Source organism: Microbulbifer sp. ABM4_008, assembly GCF_056311705.1.
In genome coordinates this window covers 2474998-2494863 of record NZ_CM149970.1, presented here as the reverse complement: position 1 = coordinate 2494863, position 19866 = coordinate 2474998, and the positions used below count along the sequence as shown (strand labels likewise).

The window sequence follows — 19866 nt, the reverse complement described above, 5'->3', positions numbered from 1 at the left end:
GTTGATTTCGGAAATGATATGTTATAACGTTTCATTATCGATGGGAAGATGAACAGCTTAGGTGATGGAGTTTCTATGCAAGCAACGAAGCTACCAATGGAGTGTGAAAATCTGAATGAGATCCGCCAAGGTATCGATTCCATTGATCGTGAGATCATCAGGCTGTTGCAGCGGCGTATGGGGTATGTTTTGTCAGCAGCCCAGTTCAAGCCGGATGAAACGAGTATTCCTGCTCCAGACCGGGTTGCGGAGATGTTGATTGACCGCCGTCGTTGGGCTGAGAAAGAACAACTTTCCGCAGATTATATAGAGCAGCTTTTTACCGGGATTATTCACTGGTTTATCAATCAGCAAAAGCTGCATTGGCGCGCTGAGCGCGGCTTGCCCGTTGAGGAAGGTGTATGAAGGGCCGATCTAAATATGCTGGCCTGGAAGCCTGTTTGCAGGAAGCCAAGTCCAGGGTAAGCCAGGGACAGCCAGAGGTTCTGGCATCGTTTTCATCTCCATGTCATAGACGCAACCCAATAGGGTTGTTTGCCACCGGCTATCAGCACGAAAGGATCGCGTCTCTGTGGGGTGTGCCCTCTAGAGATGAATATGCTGTGACCTTTGGCTCTGCCTGCGAATTTAGTTGTGCTCCAGGGGAATCTTGGTCTGAAATCCAAGCCAATTGGCAAAAATTGATGTCCTCCGCTGTGGTAAGCGGGGGGCATCGGCCGGTTTTGTGTGGTGGGTTTGCTTTTGATAGCCAAAAAGATCCCTCATCCTTGTGGCAAGACTTTCCCGCAGGGGCGCTTACGTTGCCCGAGTTGGCCCTTTACTGTGAAGGGGATCGCAGTTATCTGGTAATGAATTTTATCGTTACCGATCAAACAGAATGCAATCAGACTGCGGAGCGGGTGAAGGCGCGGTGGCAGCATATTTTGTCTCGTAGCTCTGACCTTTCTGCGAATGACAATTTGTTTTCGGTGGAGTCTGATTTTAGCCAAAATTATGCAGGCCAGATGGCTTGGCAGCAGCGTGTAGTAGGCGCGGTCGAATCAATCAAGCGCAACGAATTCCAAAAAGTAGTTCTCGCTCGTTCTGAATCACTGAGCGCGGATTGCTGCCCGGGAAGTATTCTCGGATATTTACAAGAATCTTACCCCGATGCCTATTTATTTGCCTTTTCCCGCGGAAAAAGTTGCTTTCTTGGGGCTTCGCCTGAGCGCTTAGCGGCAGGCAAAGACGGGCGTATCAGTACCGTTGCTTTGGCCGGTAGCGCACCTCGGGGAAAAGACCCGGCAACTGATTATAAATTGGGGATATCTCTGCTTGACAGCGAGAAGGACCGATTTGAACACGACCTGGTTGTCCAACATCTCCTTTCTATCTTACGCAAATACTGCCACAACGTAGCGGAACCAGAACCGCCCCAACTCTGCAAATTAAAGCAAATTCAGCATTTGCTTACGCCGCTGGAAGGCTTTGTGAAAGATGGCGTAACTCTATTGGATATCTTATCGGATTTACACCCAAGTGCTGCGGTGGGAGGCCTGCCGAGGAAAAAAGCACTGAAGTATATTCGTGAAAATGAAGGCCTGGATCGCGGTTGGTATGCCGGACCTGTTGGTTGGCTCAATGCCGAGGGGGAAGGGGAGTTTGCTGTTGCGCTGCGCTCTGCACTTATTACTCCGGGCAAGGTAACACTATTTGCCGGTTGTGGCCTGGTTGAGGCTTCCCTTCCTGCCCACGAGTATCGTGAAAGTTGTATCAAAATGCGTGTTATCCGAGACGCAATAAGGAGCGTATCTCTTGTCGCCGAAGCCGCAGAATAAATCAGAGCCAATCAGTCCGGCCAGTTTGTTAAAGGACTTAGTTTGTCAGGCTATTGATGCCGATATTAATGGCATTCATCCGCAAGCTGACTTAATTGCACTGGGGCTTAACTCAGTACAAATCATGAAGATAGCTGGTCAATTAAGGCAGAAAAAGATCAAAGTAAAATTTGCTGATCTTATTGCAGTGCCTCAATTGGAAGCCTGGCTTTCTCTACCTCAGTTGGCTACTGGAACTGAAGAAAGTACCAGTGAACATTTATCTGTGCCGGGAGTCTTTGATGAAGGCACTCCCTTTGATTTGGCACCGATGCAACATGCCTATTGGATTGGACGAGACCCGAATCAATATTTAGGGGGCGTTGCCGCACATTTTTATCATGAGTTTGATGGCCAGGATGTAGTACCTGATCGATTGGAACAGGCTGTGCGCTCCCTATTCGAGCGGCATGGGATGCTGCGTGTTCAAATCCTCGATGACGGCCGACAGCAGATTCCCGCAGAAGTGAGCTGGCCCGGTTTAAAGGTTCATGATTTCAGGCATCAGGCTGCCGCAGAAGCAGAGCAGAGTCTTATTGCTGTTAGGGAGCAACTCTCCCATCGGCAGCTGGATATATTGCAGGGCGAGGTTTTTGATGTACAGCTCTCATTGTTACCTGCGGAATTAAAAGCTGGCGGCACACGCCTGCATATTAATCTGGATATGGTAGCCGCGGACGCTTTTAGTTTGCGCGTATTGTTGGATGACTTGGCCCAATTCTATCTTGAGTCAGAGCAACCTCCGGCACCGCTAAATTACAGTTATCCGCGCTACCAGGCTGACCGCAGTGCTCTGCACTCAAAGAAAGAGTGGCAAGCTACAAAGCAACAGGCCAAAGCACACTGGCAGGCTCGCCTGCCAGATTTGCCCGGTGCCCCTCAGTTACCTACCGCAATAGGTGTTGAGCAAAAAGATAGCCGTCGAGTGGTTCGTCGCCATTACAGCTTGAGTGCCGAAAAGAAAAAACAGCTGGCGGATTACGCGGGTTGTCATGGGATTACTTTATCCATGACCCTGGCGGCTGCGCTTGCCGAAGTGCTTACGGTCTATAGCGAAGAGTCAGATTTTCTGCTGAATCTCCCCCTGTTTGACCGAGAATCTCTACATCAGGATGTCAATTCACTGGTGGGAGATTTCACTTCTTCGATCTTACTCTCCTGGCAGGGCAGCCAGAGTGGAACCTTCGTTGAGCGTGCACAGCGTTTACAACACAACTTCCGTCAGGATGTAGCGCACGGGAGTTATTCTGGCGTAGAGGTGCTGCGTGACCTTAGCAGACAACAGGGACAAACGGTGTTTGCGCCGGTTGTCTTTACCAGTGCGCTTGGGCTGGGAGAATTATTTGGCGAGTCAGTTCGCAGTGCCTTTGGAGATGTCAATTGGATTATCTCCCAAGGGCCACAAGTGTGGCTGGACGTACAGGTTATGGAGCTCAAAGGCGGCCTGTCTGTAAACTGGGATGCGCGGGAAGCTGCTTTTGCTCCCGGCGTCCTGGATGGCATGTTTGCGGCCTTTACGCAGTTACTGGAATGCCTGATCGGTAGCCCGGAATTCTGGGCCCAGCCCATACCATCGCTGCTGCCAGCGGAGCAAAAGCAGCAACGCCAGCGGGTAAATTCCACGGCTAAAAAAATTCAGTCCCACCAATTACACGAGCAGTTTTTTAACAATGCTGAAGGCCGCCCGGAAGCCGTGGCTTTGTATTGGAACGATGAGCAAATTAGCTATGGGGACTTGGCCCACAGCGCCTTGGCAATGGCAGCGTACCTGCAGCTTCAGGGGGTTGAGCCCGGTGATATGGTCGGGATTTTATTGCCCAAAGGCGCGGAGCAGATTATAGCCGTTCTTGGGGTAATGGCCGCTGGAGCGGCTTACCTGCCGCTGGGAATAGACCAGCCACCGCTGCGCAGAGAGCGTGTGCTCAAGCTTGCCAGAGCCAAGCTGGTTATTGATGACTTGTCTGTGCTCTCGGGTGTTGCCCCTTTATCCCGGCCCGTAGTGGGTGAGACAAAAGATCTCGCTTATACCATTTTCACCTCTGGCTCTACCGGTGAGCCCAAGGGGGTTGAAATTAGCCACGGAAGTGCCTGGAACACCATAGCGGACATTAACGAGCGCTTTTCTGTTAACGAAAATGATCGCGTGCTCGCCGTATCAGCCTTGGATTTTGACCTATCCGTTTACGATATTTTTGGGCTGCTGTCCGCAGGTGGTGCACTGGTATTGGTTGAAGAGGAATCCCGGCGGGATGCAGAGCGCTGGCACCAGCTGGTGTGTCAACATGACGTTACTGTTTGGAATACAGTGCCAGCCCTTTTGGATATGCTGTTAACCACCGGTGGCGATACTTCAGCGGGAGAGCTGCGCCTGGTATTAAATTCCGGAGACTGGATCAGCCTGGACCTGCCGGAAAGGTTAAGACGTGTAAATCCGGATTGCCGCTTTATCGCTTTGGGTGGGGCCACCGAGGCTTCTATCTGGTCCAACAATTTTGAAGTAAAAGAAGTCGATCCCTCTTGGAGATCCATCCCCTATGGTTACCCCTTAGCCAACCAGCAATTCAGGGTGGTGGATTCCCTGGGCCGCGATTGCCCTGACTGGGTGATAGGGGAGTTGTGGATCGGTGGTGCGGGCGTTGCCCTTGGATACCGAGGTGCTGCCGAAATCACCGCAGCACGTTTTGTAACAGACGGAGGCGAACGTTGGTATCGCACCGGAGACCTGGGCCGCTATTGGCCAAATGGTTGCCTGGAATTTTTGGGCCGCGCCGATAACCAGATCAAAGTGCGTGGACACCGCATCGAACTCGGCGAGATTGAGGCCGCGCTGACTGCGCACAATGCGATTGCGCAAGCGGTCGCTCTGCTGACCCAGCGAGGTGTGGTGGCGGTTGTAGTTCCAGAGCCCAAAGTGGCGAAATCCAGCACCGCTTCAGAAAAGTGCTTTGTTGATTTGCAGCAATTGCAGGAACCCTTGAGCGACTTGCGGGAATTCCTGACCCAGCGATTGACCAGCGCCATGCTGCCCAGTGAGCTTTGCTGTCTCGCTGAAATACCCCTTACGGCCAATGGCAAAATTGATCGCGGCGGTTTACAGCAGTTTGCCGATGAATCCATAGCGCAACATCAGGCAAAGCAGAACCCGCCGCGAGGTAAATTAGAGCAGCAGGTGGCTGCCGTCTGGTGCAAATTCCTCGATGTTGATGATATAGCACGGGATGATAATTTCTTCGCACTTGGGGGTGACTCCCTTTTGGCAACCCGTGTTGTGCGAGACCTGCGCGAGTCTGGCTTCGTAGGTGTCACACTGTCGGAATTGTTTAGCCAGCCAAGCCTGGCCGCCTTTGCTGCGACATTAGCTCAAGACCCTGCTGAGAATCCAGAGAAGAATAACAGCGCTACCGAAATTGCTACTACGCCTTGGCAATCGGATACGTCCACTCGCCACGAGCTTTTTGAACCTACTGAGGTTCAACGGGCCTATTGGCTGGGAAGGGACCCAGAATTTGTTTTGGGTGGTATCGGTTGTCATTTTTATCGCGAATATGACGTTGTTGATCTCGATCTGGAGCGTTTGGAATCTGCGCTAAACGCCATGATTGCCCGGCATGAGATGCTGCGGGCTGTATTCGATAGCGAAGGTCGACAGCGCATCCTTGCGGATGTGCCGAGATTTTCCATCAATGTTACAGAGATAGACAGTGATCCGACTTCTGCTTTAGCGCAACTGCGACAGGAATATGCGGAGCAGGTGTTTGAGTCAAGCCGATGGCCGCTGTTTGATGTCCGTGCGGTACGCTGTGGCCGCAATACCCGATTGGCCATCGGTTTGGATAACTTGATTCTCGACGCTTTCAGTATTCTGCTGTTTTATCGTGAGTTAAATATTCTCTACCAGAGCCCTGATACTGATCTACCTGCAATCGATCTATCTTTCCGCGACTATGTGCGCAATGTGTTACCGCAAACTACTGCGGTATTTGATAGTGACCTTGAAGAAGGTCCCCTGGCTGCCGCAAAAACATTTTGGCAGCACAAATTATCAGAGCTACCCCCCGCGCCCCAATTACCCATTGTTCGGGAGCCGGCATCCATTGAACGGCCGCATTTCGTGCGTCATCAACAGCATATCGACAAGAGTACCTGGCAAAGCCTGGTTGCACGTGCTGCTGAACAGGGAATCACGCCTTCGAGTCTGCTTCTAACCGCATTTGCCGAAGTGCTTAGCCGCTGGAGCAGTCGCCCTGATTTGAGCCTGAACCTTACCTTATTCGACCGCCGTGAGGTTCACCCGGATATTTATCGGGTAATGGGCGACTTTACCTCTTTGACCCTGGTGGGTTACCGGCCAGAAGCCAGCGACAGTTGGTTGGCAAGAGCGCGAAAAATACAAGGGGAAGTTGGTGCGGCCCTGGAGCACCGTGATATTTCCAGTGTCAGCTTGATGCGGGAGTTAGCTCGCCGGCAGAGTGATGCGGACGCCACAATGCCTGTGGTATTCACCAGCGCCCTGGGTATTCCCGGTGGTACAGCGGCTCCCGAAAATGGGCCTCTGCGAGAACCCATCTGGGCTTTGACACAGACACCGCAAGTCTGGCTGGATCACCAGGTGGTCGAGGTAGAGGGCGGTGTTTATTTAAATTGGGATGTGGTCGAAGCACTGTTCCCCGAGGGAATGTGCGCAGAGATGTTCCAAGCCTATATCGGTTTGCTCCATTGGGCGGGTAGTGCCGAATGGGATTTGATGCCCCCGGATTTATTACCTGATTCTCAACGGGGAAAAAGAGCCCAGCTTGAGAAGCGCACTGCAATTGACTTCGCGGATAATTTATCCCAGCGATTTTTCCAGCAGGCAAGGGATAACCCCCAGAGCACCGCTTTGTATTGGGGCGACGGAATTTCTTTGAGTTATGGCGTCCTGGCAGAACGCGCCCTGCGTATTGCCGCTTGGTTGTTGGAAAGCCAGGTTTCTTTGGCGGAGGTGGTCGCCATTAACCTGCCGAAAGGGCCCGACCAGATTGCCGCTGTTTTGGGGGTACTCGCAGCGGGGGCCGCTTATTTGCCCATTGGTATCGACCAGCCTCAGGCCAGGCGAGACTCAATGTTGCGCAGGGCAGATGTAAAAATTGTACTCGACAAAAATACAATTCAGCTGGCCTATCAATTTGCACCTATTGCCGAACCGATTGATACCAATCCGGAACAACTGGCCTATATCATTTTCACCTCTGGCTCTACCGGCGAGCCCAAGGGAGTTGAAATCAGCCACGGTGCCGCCTGGAACACGATAGCGGATATCAACGAACGCTTTTCTGTTACCGCCATGGATCGCGTGCTCGCTGTATCAGCCCTGGATTTTGACCTCTCTGTTTACGATATTTTCGGATTGCTATCGGTGGGCGGTGCGCTGGTATTGATTGATGAAAAGGATCGGCGGGATGCCGAGCGCTGGCATCAACTGGTATGTCGATATGGCGTTACCCTCTGGAATACAGTACCGGCGCTACTGGATATGTTGCTCACTGTCGGTGCCGATACGCCGCCGGGCGCATTGCGCTTGGTATTGAACTCCGGGGATTGGATTGCCCTGGATTTACCGCAGCGCTTAAAACAAATACAGCCCGATTGCCGTTTTATCGCACTGGGTGGTGCCACTGAAGCTTCTATTTGGTCCAACAGTTTTGAAGTAAAAGAAGTTGACCCAAGCTGGCATTCGATTCCCTATGGATACCCACTGGCCAACCAGCAATTTAGGGTGGTGGATACCCAAGGGCGCGATTGCCCTGACTGGGTTACAGGTGAACTGTGGATTGGCGGTGACGGAGTCGCCATGGGCTATCGCGCAGCACCAGAGTTAACCGAAACGCGCTTTGTCACTGTCAATGGTGAGCGCTGGTATCGCACAGGGGATCTTGGGCGCTATTGGCCGAATGCCTGCCTGGAATTTTTGGGACGTGCCGATAGCCAGGTCAAAGTGCGTGGCCATCGTATTGAGTTGGGTGAAATCGAAAGCGTACTTACTCGCCAAGTGTTTGTGCAGCAGGCCTTGGTGCTGGTTAATGCACAAAAGTTGGTTGCTGCCGTTGTGCTCGGGCCCCAGTGCCCAACAGATTTTAATACTGACGACCTACGGGAATACCTTCGCTCCCAGCTGCCTTCTTATATGGTCCCGGATTTCGTTGTGACTTTGCCGGAAATGCCCCTGAGTGCAAATGGCAAAGTGGATCGCGCTCTAGTTTTAAAGCAAGTAAATGCAGCAGAAAAGCCGGAACAACAGAAAGCCCCTGAACTGGTAACAGACAACGAACGCTTGGTGGCGCAGATTTGGCAGGAGCTTCTCAGCTTGCCAAAGATTAACCGCGATCAAAGTTTCTTCGAACTCGGTGGCGATAGTTTATTGGCGACACGCTTTATTGACCGCCTAAAACAGCAGCACCGTTTGTTCCTTCCCCTCAGACGTTTATTTGCCTCTCCGAGACTGGCAGATGTTGCCGGTGCCCTAAGCACAATGGAACCGCCAGTGGATATTGATGCGGATATGGTGGAAGAGGGCGTGATATGAATTTGATAAGTAAATTATTTTTCAGCGATTGGACGGAGTTTTAACCCCATGACGGCTATGGAACTGATCGACGAACTACAAGGGCTTGGGGTTGAACTTTGGACCGAGTCTGAACAATTGCGTTTCCGCGTAGCCAAAGGCCTGCTGACCGAGCAGCACAAGCAAAGGTTACGGGAGCATAAGTTACAAATTATTGAAATATTAAACGCTGCTCAATCAGGCGCTGGCAATGATTCTGGTTTGGGAGTGGTGGTCGAGACCGACACAGAAAATCGGCATGAGCCTTTCCCTTTAACCGATGTACAGACTGCCTACCTGTTGGGGCGGCAAAATGCATTTGGCTATGGTGGCGTTGCCTGTCACGGCTACCTGGAGCTGGAATATCCCGGATTAAACCCAAAAGGTTTGCAGGAAGCCTGGAACCAGCTGATTGAGCGTCACCCTATGTTGAGGGCGGTTATTGAGCAGGAGGGATATCAGCGGGTTCTCCAGGAAGTGCCGCACTACCAGATGATCAGTCAGGACCTCACCGGCATGGATGAGGAAGCCTTGGAACTCGCCCTTAAATCGGTGAGAGATGAATTGGACCACCGTGTGTACACCATTGGTGAGTGGCCGATGTTCGAGCTGCGCCATACCCGCACGGATAAAGGACATATCGTACATTTCTCTATGGATGCACTGATCGCAGACTGGGCCAGTGCGGGCATATTGTTTAGCGAGCTTGATGTTCTGCTAGCGAATCCCGGTGCGTCCCTACCTGCACTGGAAATCGATTTTCGCGATTACCTACTGGCCGAACGGAGTCTACTGGACAGCCAGGGTTACCAAAACGATCGCCGCTATTGGTTGGACCGCCTCGATCAACTGCCGGCAGCACCTGAGCTACCGGTATTGCCGCCAGCCTCAGAAGCGGAATCTGTGCGCTTTAATCGCCATCACTACCGCTTGGATATTACCCATTGGCAGAAACTGAAGCAGCGAGCCGGTGCTGCTGGACTGACCGCATCAGTTGCCGTACTGGCTGCCTACGCCGGGGTATTGCAGCGTTGGAGTCGTCAGCCACGCTTCAGCCTGAGTCTTACATTATTAAATCGATTGCCCTTACACCCTCAGGTCAATCAGCTGATCGGGGACTTTACTTCGGTCAGTGTACTGGCGATTGATGATTCCACAGGAAAGTCCTTTCGCGATTGGGCGGCCAGTATCGGCGAGCAGCTGTTCAATGATATTGATCACCGCTTGTTCTCCGGCGTGGAATTACTGCGGGAGCTATCCCGTGCACGAGGACCGGAGGCCGCATTGATGCCGGTGGTATTTACCAGTGCTATTGGCCTGGGAGATACAGAAAAACCTGCCAGCGGTAGAGAGTCTGGCAGAGGAATTACCCAGACACCGCAAGTCACCTTGGACTGCCAAGTGAGAGATGACGCCGATGGTCTGGAAATCAACTGGGATGTGCGCCAGGGCGTCTTTCCATCGGGCCTGGTGGAAGATATGTTCGCGGCATTTACCGGCTTGTTGAATGAGCTTTCCACGAGTGGCGATGGGCAATGGCTGAGTACATCTCCCGTTTCTTTACCCGAGTGGCAGCAACAGGAGAGACATCAGGTTAATCAAACCGATGGACCTGTTCCTTCTGCGTTATTGCATCAGGGCGTATTTGCACAGGCCGCGGCGACGCCGGAAGCTACCGCCATTATTGATTGCAATGGCAGTGTCAGTTATGGCGACTTGGCAAAAAAAGCGGCGGGCATCGCCAAAGCCCTGGCCAAAGAAGGTTTCCAGCTGGGTGGCCGCGTTGCTATCGCAATGCCGAAAGGGCGAGAGCAAATAGCGGCGACCCTCGGTGTGCTTTTGGCCGGTGGAATCTATTTGCCACTTGACTCGGCACAACCGGAAATACGCCTCAATAAATTGTTGCTCAGTGCAGAGGCGGAATATGTCCTGACACTCAGTGACCTCGCCAACCAAATTAAGTGGCCGTCAGAAGTGCAGGTGATCAGTGTCGATAGCCTGGCTCCTGAAACTGAAATTCCGGTGGCCAGCAACGGCGACCCGGAGCAGCTCGCTTACGTTATCTATACGTCCGGTTCTACCGGCGATCCCAAAGGCGTGATGATTAATCATCGGGCCGCTTTGAATACGGTGCTGGATATTAATCGCCGTTTCGAGGTGGGCCCGAGCGATCGTATTTTGGGGCTGGCCCAACTCAGTTTTGATTTGTCGGTCTACGATATTTTCGGCCCCTTGGCAGTGGGTGCGACTTTGGTATTGACCGATCCGGCCCGTGGCGCAGACCCTTCGCACTGGGCGGAGGTCATGGATGAGCACCGGGTGACATTGTGGAACTCTGTTCCTGCGCAGTTACAAATGCTGGCTACCTATTTGGATACAGAACCTCGTCCATTGTCTGAGTGGCGATTGGCAATGCTGTCGGGAGACTGGATTCCGGTTACTTTACCGGAACATATCCGGCGCCATGTGCCAGCACTCGACCTGATCGGTATGGGTGGGGCTACAGAAGCTGCGATTTGGTCCAATTATCACCGTATTGATCGGGTCGACTCTGCTTGGACCAGTATTCCCTATGGCGTGCCGCTGACGAACCAGGGCTTCAGGGTATTGGATAGCCAATTGCGCGATGCCCCTGTGTGGGTAGCGGGTGAGCTGATGATTACTGGCCTCGGATTGGCCGATGGTTATCTCGGTGATGCGGCGCTCTCTGAACAGAAGTTCTTTTCTCATCCGGTGGATGGCCAGCGCCTTTACCGCACTGGTGACTTGGGCCGCTATTTACCCGGTGGTGAACTCGAATTCCTGGGCCGTGAAGACGGACAGGTAAAAATTCGCGGACACCGTATTGAGCTGGGAGAAGTGGAGTCTGCATTGCTGGCCCACCCCGCAGTGTCAACAGCGGCGACGGTGATTGAAAAGAAAGAGGGAGACTCGCGAGGGGATTTAAATCTGTTGGGTTTTGTGGAAAGCCGTCGCTTAGATGATGCAGAACCGGCGACTATTGATCCCGAGCTGGTGAATTCAGTGCGTCAGTTTGCGCACTATCAGGCTGGTGAGCCAGAAGCTGTCAGTGTCGGCGATTATGTGCAGGCACTTGAAAATGCATCCCTGTTATCGATGCTTCACGGTCTGGTGGAATTAGGGGCGTTTACAAATTGTGGGCAGGGATATAGTTCAGAAGAAGTTCTCTCCTTAGCCAAAGTACATGAAAAGCATCACTGGTTAGTGCGTGGTTGGTTGGACCTTCTCGTTAACGCAAAGCTGCTCAGCTTATCCACTGCCAGCTCCAGTACTGAGGAAAAATACACGCGAACCCAAGAAATTGATGCTTCCGCTGTTGATGCTGTGTGGAAGCGAGTTGAGCAGGGGATTGAAAGCGGCTTTTGTAATCGGGAATTCCTGCAATATCACCGGGATCATATCGAGTTATTACCGCAGTTATTATCGAATCAACAAAACCCATTTGAGTTGTTGTTCCCCCAAGGCGACCAGCAGGTGGCTTTGGCTCTCTATCGAGATGACCTTATCGCCCGCTATAACAATGCCGCCGCTGCCGCATTAATTAACCGTATTGCCGCCCAGAGCGATAGAGGGTTAAGGGTTCTTGAGCTGGGTGCGGGCACAGGGGCTACCAGCGCTTCTGTTATTCCTATGTTGGATGGATATGACGTCGATTATCTATTCACTGACATGACCGCCTTTTTCCTGACTGAGGCTCGCCGCCAATTTAAAGAGTGGCCTTGGGTACGCTTTGGATTAATGGATCTCAATACCGACTATCGCGCCCAGGGTTTGGCTCCTAATAGCGCAGATGTCATTTTGTGTGCAGGTATGCTCAATAGTACCCGAGATCCAGAGGCGGCTATTGCCAGTGCTGTTGAATTGCTGGCGCCTGGAGGCTGGTTAATCCTGACTGAGCCAACGGTGGATCACGCCCATATCTTACTCACCCAGGGCTTTATGATGGACCCGGCGGGTGATGATCGCGCTTGTGGTGCGACCAAGTTCCTTTCTATCGGGAAATGGCAGTCGCTGTTGAAAGCCAATGGAGCCGGACAGATTCTTTCCCTGCCTAAAGATGACCATCCTTTGTCTGCGTTCGGCATGAATCTACTGGCCGCGCAGATGAAAACTGACAGACAGGATTTGAGTGCCAGGACACTGCGGGACTTTTTAGCGAATCGGTTGCCCGCACATATGGTGCCCGCACATTTGCAAGTTCTCGACCAACTGCCGCTCACCGCCAATGGCAAGATCGATCGCAAAAAACTGGCTGGTTGGCGTCCAGCAACGGGGGATACGCAAGAGGCTGCGGACTCAGAGCAAATGGACCCACTGGAAACTGCTCTGTGCAAACTCTGGGCGAATGCGTTGGGTCTCGATAATGTCGGCCGCCAGGATAGCTTTTTTGATCTCGGTGGTGACTCGCTGATTATGGCGCGGGTTGCAGGGCGATTGCTGGAAGAAATTCCGGAAGCGAAACCTTTCACTTACGACGCCTTGTTGCGCCACATGCTCAACGGACCAACGGTTGCTGCATTGGCCAGAGCCCTGAGAGTTGAGCCGGATGCTGTTGCCGAGGGGCAGGAAGATACTGAGAGCGACACTTTGGTTGCCACTACCCGAGAGGGCAGCAATTCCTTGATGGTTCCTTTCAGTCATATAGGCGAGGGTAAAGGGGCATCTAAAGAAGGGGCGCCGGTACGGATTATGTTCCATGCAGCCCTGGGTACCCTGGATTATTTCCAGCACTTGGGCAAAGCGCTTGCGGCTCAAGATCTGGGTCCAGTATTTGGGATTGCGGTAGCGAATACGGAAGAGTATTTGTCGATCGATGCAAAAGAATTAATCGAGCGCACCGCCGACGATTACGCCCAGCGAATCATCGACGAGGGCTACCAGCGCTGCCAGTTAATTGGTTACTGCCTGGGCGGCCTGCTGGCGACGGAAGTTTCGCGCAGACTGCTGGAGCGCGGTGTCGATGTGATTGACCTAAGCCTGATCGACAGTATCCCAATGTTTGTGGATACCGATGAAGAGCTGGCTTTCGAAGCGATTTTTGCCCCCAACCTGAATCTCGACCCGGTAAAAGCGGTATTTGGTGAGCATATCGAGAGCGAGGATATTTCCCGCGCGATCGAGACCTTAATGCAGAAACACAGCGGTCGTGTTCCTGCCGGTGCAATGGCAGAACTCGACGGTGATGCCGGGCTTAAAGCGGTAGCGGAAGCCGTGCGGCAACGCTCTCAACTCACCCAGGAACAGCGCCTGGCCGATTATACCGAGTTGGCCTCTGCCCAGGCGGGTGTGCCGGTTGAAGCCGCGATGATACCGGGGCTTTTCCGGGTGTGCCGACACAGTATGCGCGCTGCCTGTTTTGATCTGCCTCCCTATATTGGCGATATGACCTACTTGCGCTGCCAGGAAGAGCAATCCTTCGGTGTCACTGCCGGCGTAGGGCATATGGCTGCGCCTTATTGGCAGGATGTTTGTCTGGGTGATTTTGAATTAATCGATGTACCGGGCAATCACTTCAGCGTGATGGAGCCGCCGCAGGTTGCCACTGTCGTTGAGCATTTGGCAAAACCATTACAGCGCGGTAAAGCGGGCGAATAGATGGCTGAGCACATTTTGCCAAATTCTAACTTGCGAAAGCACAACCTACGGGAACTGATGCGTCCATTTCGTAGCCTCGTGTGGCTGGGGGTGGTGCTCGGTGCCTGTGGTGCGCTCACTTCACTGATTCCTTTTATCGGTATCGTTGAGCTGGCTCGCCTGTTCCTAGCGCCCGATATCAGTGATATCGCCGATGCGATTATTCCCGTTGTATTCGCGATAGTTGCTGGGCTGGCGATGGGTTGGATCTGCACCGTGATCGGTTTGTGGTTAACCCATATTGCGGACCAGCGTATGCAGGCGGAACTGCGACGGGCCCTGGTGCGGAAATTGGGACAGGTGCCTCTGGGTTGGTACAGCGAACACACCTCCGGCGCGGTGCGCAAAGCGGTGCAAGACGATCTCGATGATCTTCACCATATGGTTGCGCACCATCAGGTGGAGTTGGCCGCTGCGTTTGCAATGCCGCTGGCGGGCTTGGGCTATTTATTCTGGCTCGACTGGCGCTTGGCTATGTTAGCGGTAGCTACCCTGCCAATTTACCTGGTGTCCTACGCCTGGATGATGCGTGGCTTCGGGGAAAAAATGCAGCAGCTGGATAAGGACTTTGGCCGGGTCAGTGCTGCGATTGTTGAATTTGTCCACGGTATTGCGGTGGTCAAGGTTTTCTCGCAAACCGGTCGCGCCCACAGGAATTACCAACAGGCCGTGGAAGATTTTAGTCGCCGTTATACAAGCTGGGTTACACCGCTTGTGCGTCTGGAGGCAGTCACCTCTCTGGCCCTATCGGTGCCGGTCATCATGTTGGTGAGTCTGGCCGGAGGCGCTTGGTTGGTAGTGAATACAGGCATTCAGCCAATCGATGTTCTTGCAACCACACTGATCGCGGTAATGATTCCTCAGACGATTCTCACCTTGAGCCAGGGATTAACCGCCCAACAAAAAGCCAAAGCAGCCGCAGCCAGGATTGACCAACTATTGGAGGTTGCGCCCTTGGCTGTGACTTCTGAACCCAAAGAGCCCAAAGATGCAGGGTTACTGTTTAAGCAAGTCAGTTTTGCCTATGCCGAGGATCGGCCGGTAATAAGCGATATTACTTTGCGCTGTCGCCCCGGTTCGATCACAGCTTTGGTTGGGAGTTCCGGTGCCGGGAAATCCACCCTGGCCAAGTTGGTTCCCCGTTTTTATGACGTGGCCCAAGGTGCTGTGCTTCTGGGAGACGTCGATGTCCGTGATATAGATCCGGACAATTTATATCGACATGTTGGCTTTGTACTTCAAGAGACTCAGCTATTGGCTGGCACTGTGGCAGATAACCTGCGCCTTGGGCGCCCGGATGCCAGTGACCAGGAGTTGGTAGATGCAGCGCGCAGTGCCTGCATCCATGAAAAAATTTTAAGTTTCCCCCGAGGTTACCAGGCGGTTATTGGCAAGGATGCCTTTTTTTCTGGTGGAGAAGCGCAGCGTTTAAGTATCGCGCGGACGCTTTTAGCAGATGCCCCTGTGTTGATTTTGGATGAGGCCACAGCTCACGCCGATCCGGAATCCGAAGCCCAAATTCAGCAGGCATTGTCCTGCCTGGTGCGCAATCGCACGGTACTGGTGATCGCCCATAAGCTGCACACCATCACCGAAGTCGATCAGATTGCGGTCCTGGACGGCGGCCGCTTGGTTGAATGCGGAAGTCACCGACAACTGTTGGCTGAGAGCAAGCACTACGCGGAACTATGGCGTTTGTACAACAGTGCCGAACAGAGTGAAAAAGCAATGAGTGGTGAGGCTCAGGTTATTAGCGGGGTCTCATCATGATTCGCAGTTTGCTCGCCATTCTCGGACCCGCGCATCGCCGTGAAGTTGGCATTTACGCGGTATGGCTTCTCGCCTATGGGGTTTTGCAGGGAATCGCGGTGACACTTCTGGTGCCCCTGCTCAGCTCACTGTTGGCCTCTGAGATGGAGGCGGTTGGGTACTGGTTGCTTTCCCTGTTATCGGTAGTTGTGATTGCTTGTATTGCTCGTTACCAGCAAACCGTAAAAGGGGCTGCACTGGCCATCCTGGTATTGAAAACCCTGCACAATCGTTTGGGTGAACACCTCTCTCAACTTCCCCTCGGTTGGTTCAGTGCAGAAAAAGTCGGTCGTTTGTCCCGCAGCACAACCGGGGGCACCTTGATGGTGACTAACGTTTTTGCCCACCTGTTGCCCCCTGTTGTCAGCGGTGTTGTCACTCCGCTGACAGTGGGGGTGGCAATGTTGTGGTTTGACTGGCGACTGGGGCTGACCGCTTTGTTGTTTGTGCCCTTGATTTATATTGGCCATCGCTGGTCCGCCCAGTGGATAGGCGCCTTGGAAACGGAAGTGGATGCTGCCGGTGCTCGCGCCAGTAGCCGGGTGGTGGAGTTTGCCCGCAACCAAGCGGTACTCAGGTCTTTTGGCCTAAATGTCAGCGGTTATCTCCCACTGGAAGAGGCGATTGCCGGGCAAAGCAGAGCGGCGGGTTCCATGTTACAGCAGACCTTCCCCCGCTTGTTTGCCGGTGGATTTATGGTGCAACTCGCCTTTGCCGCAGTGATTGCCGTGGGTGTTTGGCTCACGCTCAATCAACAACTTCCCCCTATTGAATTGGTGGCTTTGCTAGCTTTGGCGGCCCGATTTACCGGTCCTCTGGCGGAACTCGCCGGGCGCAGTGGTCTGCTGCGCATGGCCGGTAATGATTTGCACAGACTGGCCGCTATCTTTTTTGAGCAGTCGCTACCTGAGCCATCCAGATCTCAGCCTTTTACCGAGCAGGGTGGGTTGGTTGAATTTTCAAATGTGAATTTTAGCTACGAGGCGGGGCAACCGGTATTAAAGGATCTTTCCTTTAGGGTTTCTCCGGGTACCACTACAGCGATAGTCGGTGCATCAGGCTCGGGTAAAACCACCATCACCCGTTTGTTATTGCGTTTTTTTGATACCGACCAGGGCCAGGTAAAAGTGGGCGGGGTGGATGTGCGGCAACTGCGCACAGAAGACCTGATGCGGCAGATCTCTATCGTTATGCAGGATGTGTATCTGTTCAGCGACACCCTGGAAGCGAATATTCGCTTGAGCTGTCCCGAAGCCAGTCAGGAAGAACTGGAACGTGTGGCGAAACTGGCTGGCGTGGATGAGATTATCGAGCGTTTGCCCCAGGGATGGCAGACGCAGGTAGGTGAGGGGGGCGCTGCACTTTCTGGTGGCGAACGCCAGCGGGTTTCTATCGCCCGTGCCCTATTAAAAGCTGCACCTATTGTTGTGCTGGATGAAGCAACAGCAGCACTCGATCCGCGCAATGAAAAGTACCTGAACAGTTCCCTGCAGCAATTAAAACAAGGGTCCACTGTCATTGTGATCGCCCATCAATTATCCACCATTATGAACGCGGATCAAATAATCGTACTTGAAGAAGGTGCGGTGGCTGAAGTTGGCAATCACCGCAAGTTGTTATCCCAGCAGGGTCTGTATGCACATTTTTGGCAACAGCGCAGTCAAGCTACTGGCTGGCGTTTGGTTGAGTCCGATATGGAGGTAAGCATATGACAATTGCGATTTTAGGTGGTTATGGCGATGTGGGTGCAGCGGTTACCGGTTATTTACAGTCCCTCGAGTTGGGTGCTATGCGTATCGGTGGTCGCAACGCACATAAACAGCCGCTATCCAGTGATTCGGTAATTTCTTATCAGACGGTGGACTACCTGGATGCAGCCTCACTGGATCAGTTTGTATCTGGCTGCGAGGTTCTGATCAATTGTGCAGGACCTTCACATTTAATTGGCGACAGGGTTGCCAAAGTTGCGGCACAAGTGGGAGCAGCCTATATCGATGTTGCTGGCGATGAAGCCCTCTATGAGCAACTCGATGGATCCTATTACCAGAGCCATGGACTGACCGCAGTTTTATCAGCCGGCTTACAGCCGGGGCTCAGTAGTCTGCTACCACGCTGGCTGGCAGAGCAGGAGTTTTCACAGGTAGAGAGCCTGATCAGCTATTTCGGCTTGCGCGATCGATTTACCGATGTCGCCGCCGATGATTATTTGCAAGGTGCCAATGAACAGCACAGTAAACCCTTGGCAGCCTGGCGCAATGGACGCCGGGTGAGTGGAATATTGAAACGCCGTTCCGATGTCGAGCTGCCCTTTTTTCCTGAATCTACCACTGTGCTTCCGTATTTAAATAGCGAGGGCGAGCGCCTAGCTCAGGATTTATCCCTCTCTGATGGTGATTGGTATAACGCGGTTAGCGGCTCTTATATTTTATCCGCCTTTAATACTGCCCATGGTTTTAGCCGCGATGAAGCGCGTGCAGCCCTGTGTCGGGCCAGTGAACTGGATCTGGCGGGGCGCGATCCCTATGTGCTGATGCTTTTGCAACTTACCGGTAAATACAACGAGCAAGAGCGCACTCGCACAACTGCGTTGCGGGGCACTGGCAATGCAGATCTAACAGCAGCGGTAGCCGCAGTCACCACTATGGCTGTACTTCGCGATGAAATCCCACCGGGTTGTCATTACTGCGCCCAAGTATTGCCGCCGGCATTGGCGATGGAACGCATGTCGAAGATTGGGGCATTGAGTTTTTTAACCACCCTGGAAACAAGTATTGAAGATATGGTGTGCCTTGAGGAGGGAGCCATTTGAAAAACCTAACACCTCCACCCGCCGATACCGCCCATGAGGCTGGGCTGGCAGCTTTACCCGCTGAGCTTGCTACAGACAGTGGTTTGGCAAAACTGCCGGCTGCAATGCAGAGGCTTGAGTTCATCAGCCTGCGGGCGATTATGGAGTTATTTTCCTCCAGCGGAGCGCTGACTCCAGAGAGTGTTGGGCGCGGCAGTGAGGAAATTATTAATACGCTAGGTGCGGCCTGCCGACACCACTGGCTGGTTCGCCGCTGGCTGGTGGCCTTGGTTGAACGAGAGTTTTTGAGGCTCAGTGATGGCAACTACTCCTGGGGGCAAATTCCTGAGAGTGCAGTCGGAGCAGATAAATTACCGGAGGCCTACGGTGCGCTGGGATTCCCCCCTGAAATGGCCGAGTCACATCAAAAGCTCCTGACGCATTTGTCTGAACTGGTGCGGGATCAAGTCTCCATTAATCAATTGCTGTTCGAGAATGGAGAAATACTAACGGCACTGGCCGCCTACCAGAACAACTGGTTTACGACGTATCTCAATTATGCCGCAGCGTACATGGTAAAACAGGCCGTCAAGCCAGGGCCTATGCTGAGAGTGCTTGAATTGGGGGGAGGTGCAGGCTTAACCACTTCGGCAATTTTAGATACTTTAGCCGGAAGGCCGGTTAATTATCGCTTTACCGATGTATCGCCAGTATTTACCACTGCGGCACAGAAAAAATTTTGCAATCACATCGGTTTGCGTTGCAGCCTGCTCGATATCAATGTTGATTTTTCTGTGCAGTCAATTGCACCGGCAAGTACCGATATCGTTGTGGCTGGCAATGTTTTGCACAACGCTGCTCATATTGGCCAAACGCTAAAGCGTATTCGCAGGTCGCTTGTCCCTGGTGGCTGGCTATTGTTTAGCGAATCCACTCGGGATAACCACGCCATGTTAACGGCAATGCAGTTTCTGCTTTCCCCTGCTGAATCCGGGACTCTTTTGGGCAGTGAAGATCGGCGAGGGGGCTCGGATCAGGTATTTATCGATAGCGCAGCCTGGCAGGAAGAGCTGGTAAGCGGAGGCTTTGAGATTAAGTATTTCCTGGCACCCTCGACATCGCCGCTATCAGTAGCCGGCCAAACCTTATTTGTTGCAAGGGCGGTTTAAGGGACTGTG

General features: G+C 52.9%; 8 protein-coding genes. All 8 read left to right on the top strand.

Annotated elements, in window-relative coordinates; genetic code table 11:
* The first annotated feature begins 75 nt into the window (after positions 1-75).
* From ACYX4J_RS10770 to ACYX4J_RS10735, 8 genes are read left to right on the top strand one after another with little or no spacing between them, the layout of a single operon-like run.
* Positions 76-405: an isochorismate lyase gene (locus tag ACYX4J_RS10770; RefSeq protein ID WP_413662063.1), complete on the top strand. Its 330-nt coding sequence runs from the start codon at positions 76-78 to the stop codon at positions 403-405.
* Positions 402-1817 carry an isochorismate synthase gene (locus tag ACYX4J_RS10765; RefSeq protein WP_476178590.1) on the top strand — a complete coding sequence of 472 codons (1416 nt, stop codon included), beginning with the start codon at positions 402-404 and terminating at the stop codon, positions 1815-1817. The genes ACYX4J_RS10770 and ACYX4J_RS10765 overlap by 4 nt, the downstream gene beginning before the upstream one ends.
* Complete coding sequence (locus ACYX4J_RS10760; protein ID WP_476178589.1) at positions 1795-8418, top strand: amino acid adenylation domain-containing protein; 6624 nt, start codon at positions 1795-1797, stop codon at positions 8416-8418. The genes ACYX4J_RS10765 and ACYX4J_RS10760 overlap by 23 nt, the downstream gene beginning before the upstream one ends.
* A 48-nt stretch (positions 8419-8466) precedes the next feature.
* Positions 8467-14052: an amino acid adenylation domain-containing protein gene (locus tag ACYX4J_RS10755; protein WP_476178588.1), complete on the top strand. Its 5586-nt coding sequence runs from the start codon at positions 8467-8469 to the stop codon at positions 14050-14052.
* The gene (locus ACYX4J_RS10750; protein ID WP_476178587.1) at positions 14053-15861 is read left to right on the top strand and encodes an ABC transporter ATP-binding protein; all 1809 of its coding nucleotides are present in this window, start codon (positions 14053-14055) and stop codon (positions 15859-15861) included.
* Entirely contained in the window at positions 15858-17612 is a 1755-nt protein-coding gene (locus tag ACYX4J_RS10745; protein ID WP_476178586.1) for an ABC transporter ATP-binding protein, read from the top strand. Before ACYX4J_RS10750 ends, ACYX4J_RS10745 begins: the two co-directional genes overlap by 4 nt.
* Positions 17609-18709 (top strand): saccharopine dehydrogenase NADP-binding domain-containing protein, encoded by a 1101-nt coding sequence (locus ACYX4J_RS10740; protein WP_476178585.1) that lies wholly within the window; start codon positions 17609-17611, stop codon positions 18707-18709. Before ACYX4J_RS10745 ends, ACYX4J_RS10740 begins: the two co-directional genes overlap by 4 nt.
* Entirely contained in the window at positions 18706-19857 is a 1152-nt protein-coding gene (locus ACYX4J_RS10735) for a class I SAM-dependent methyltransferase (protein ID WP_476178584.1), read from the top strand. The genes ACYX4J_RS10740 and ACYX4J_RS10735 overlap by 4 nt, the downstream gene beginning before the upstream one ends.
* Positions 19858-19866 lie beyond the last annotated feature (9 nt).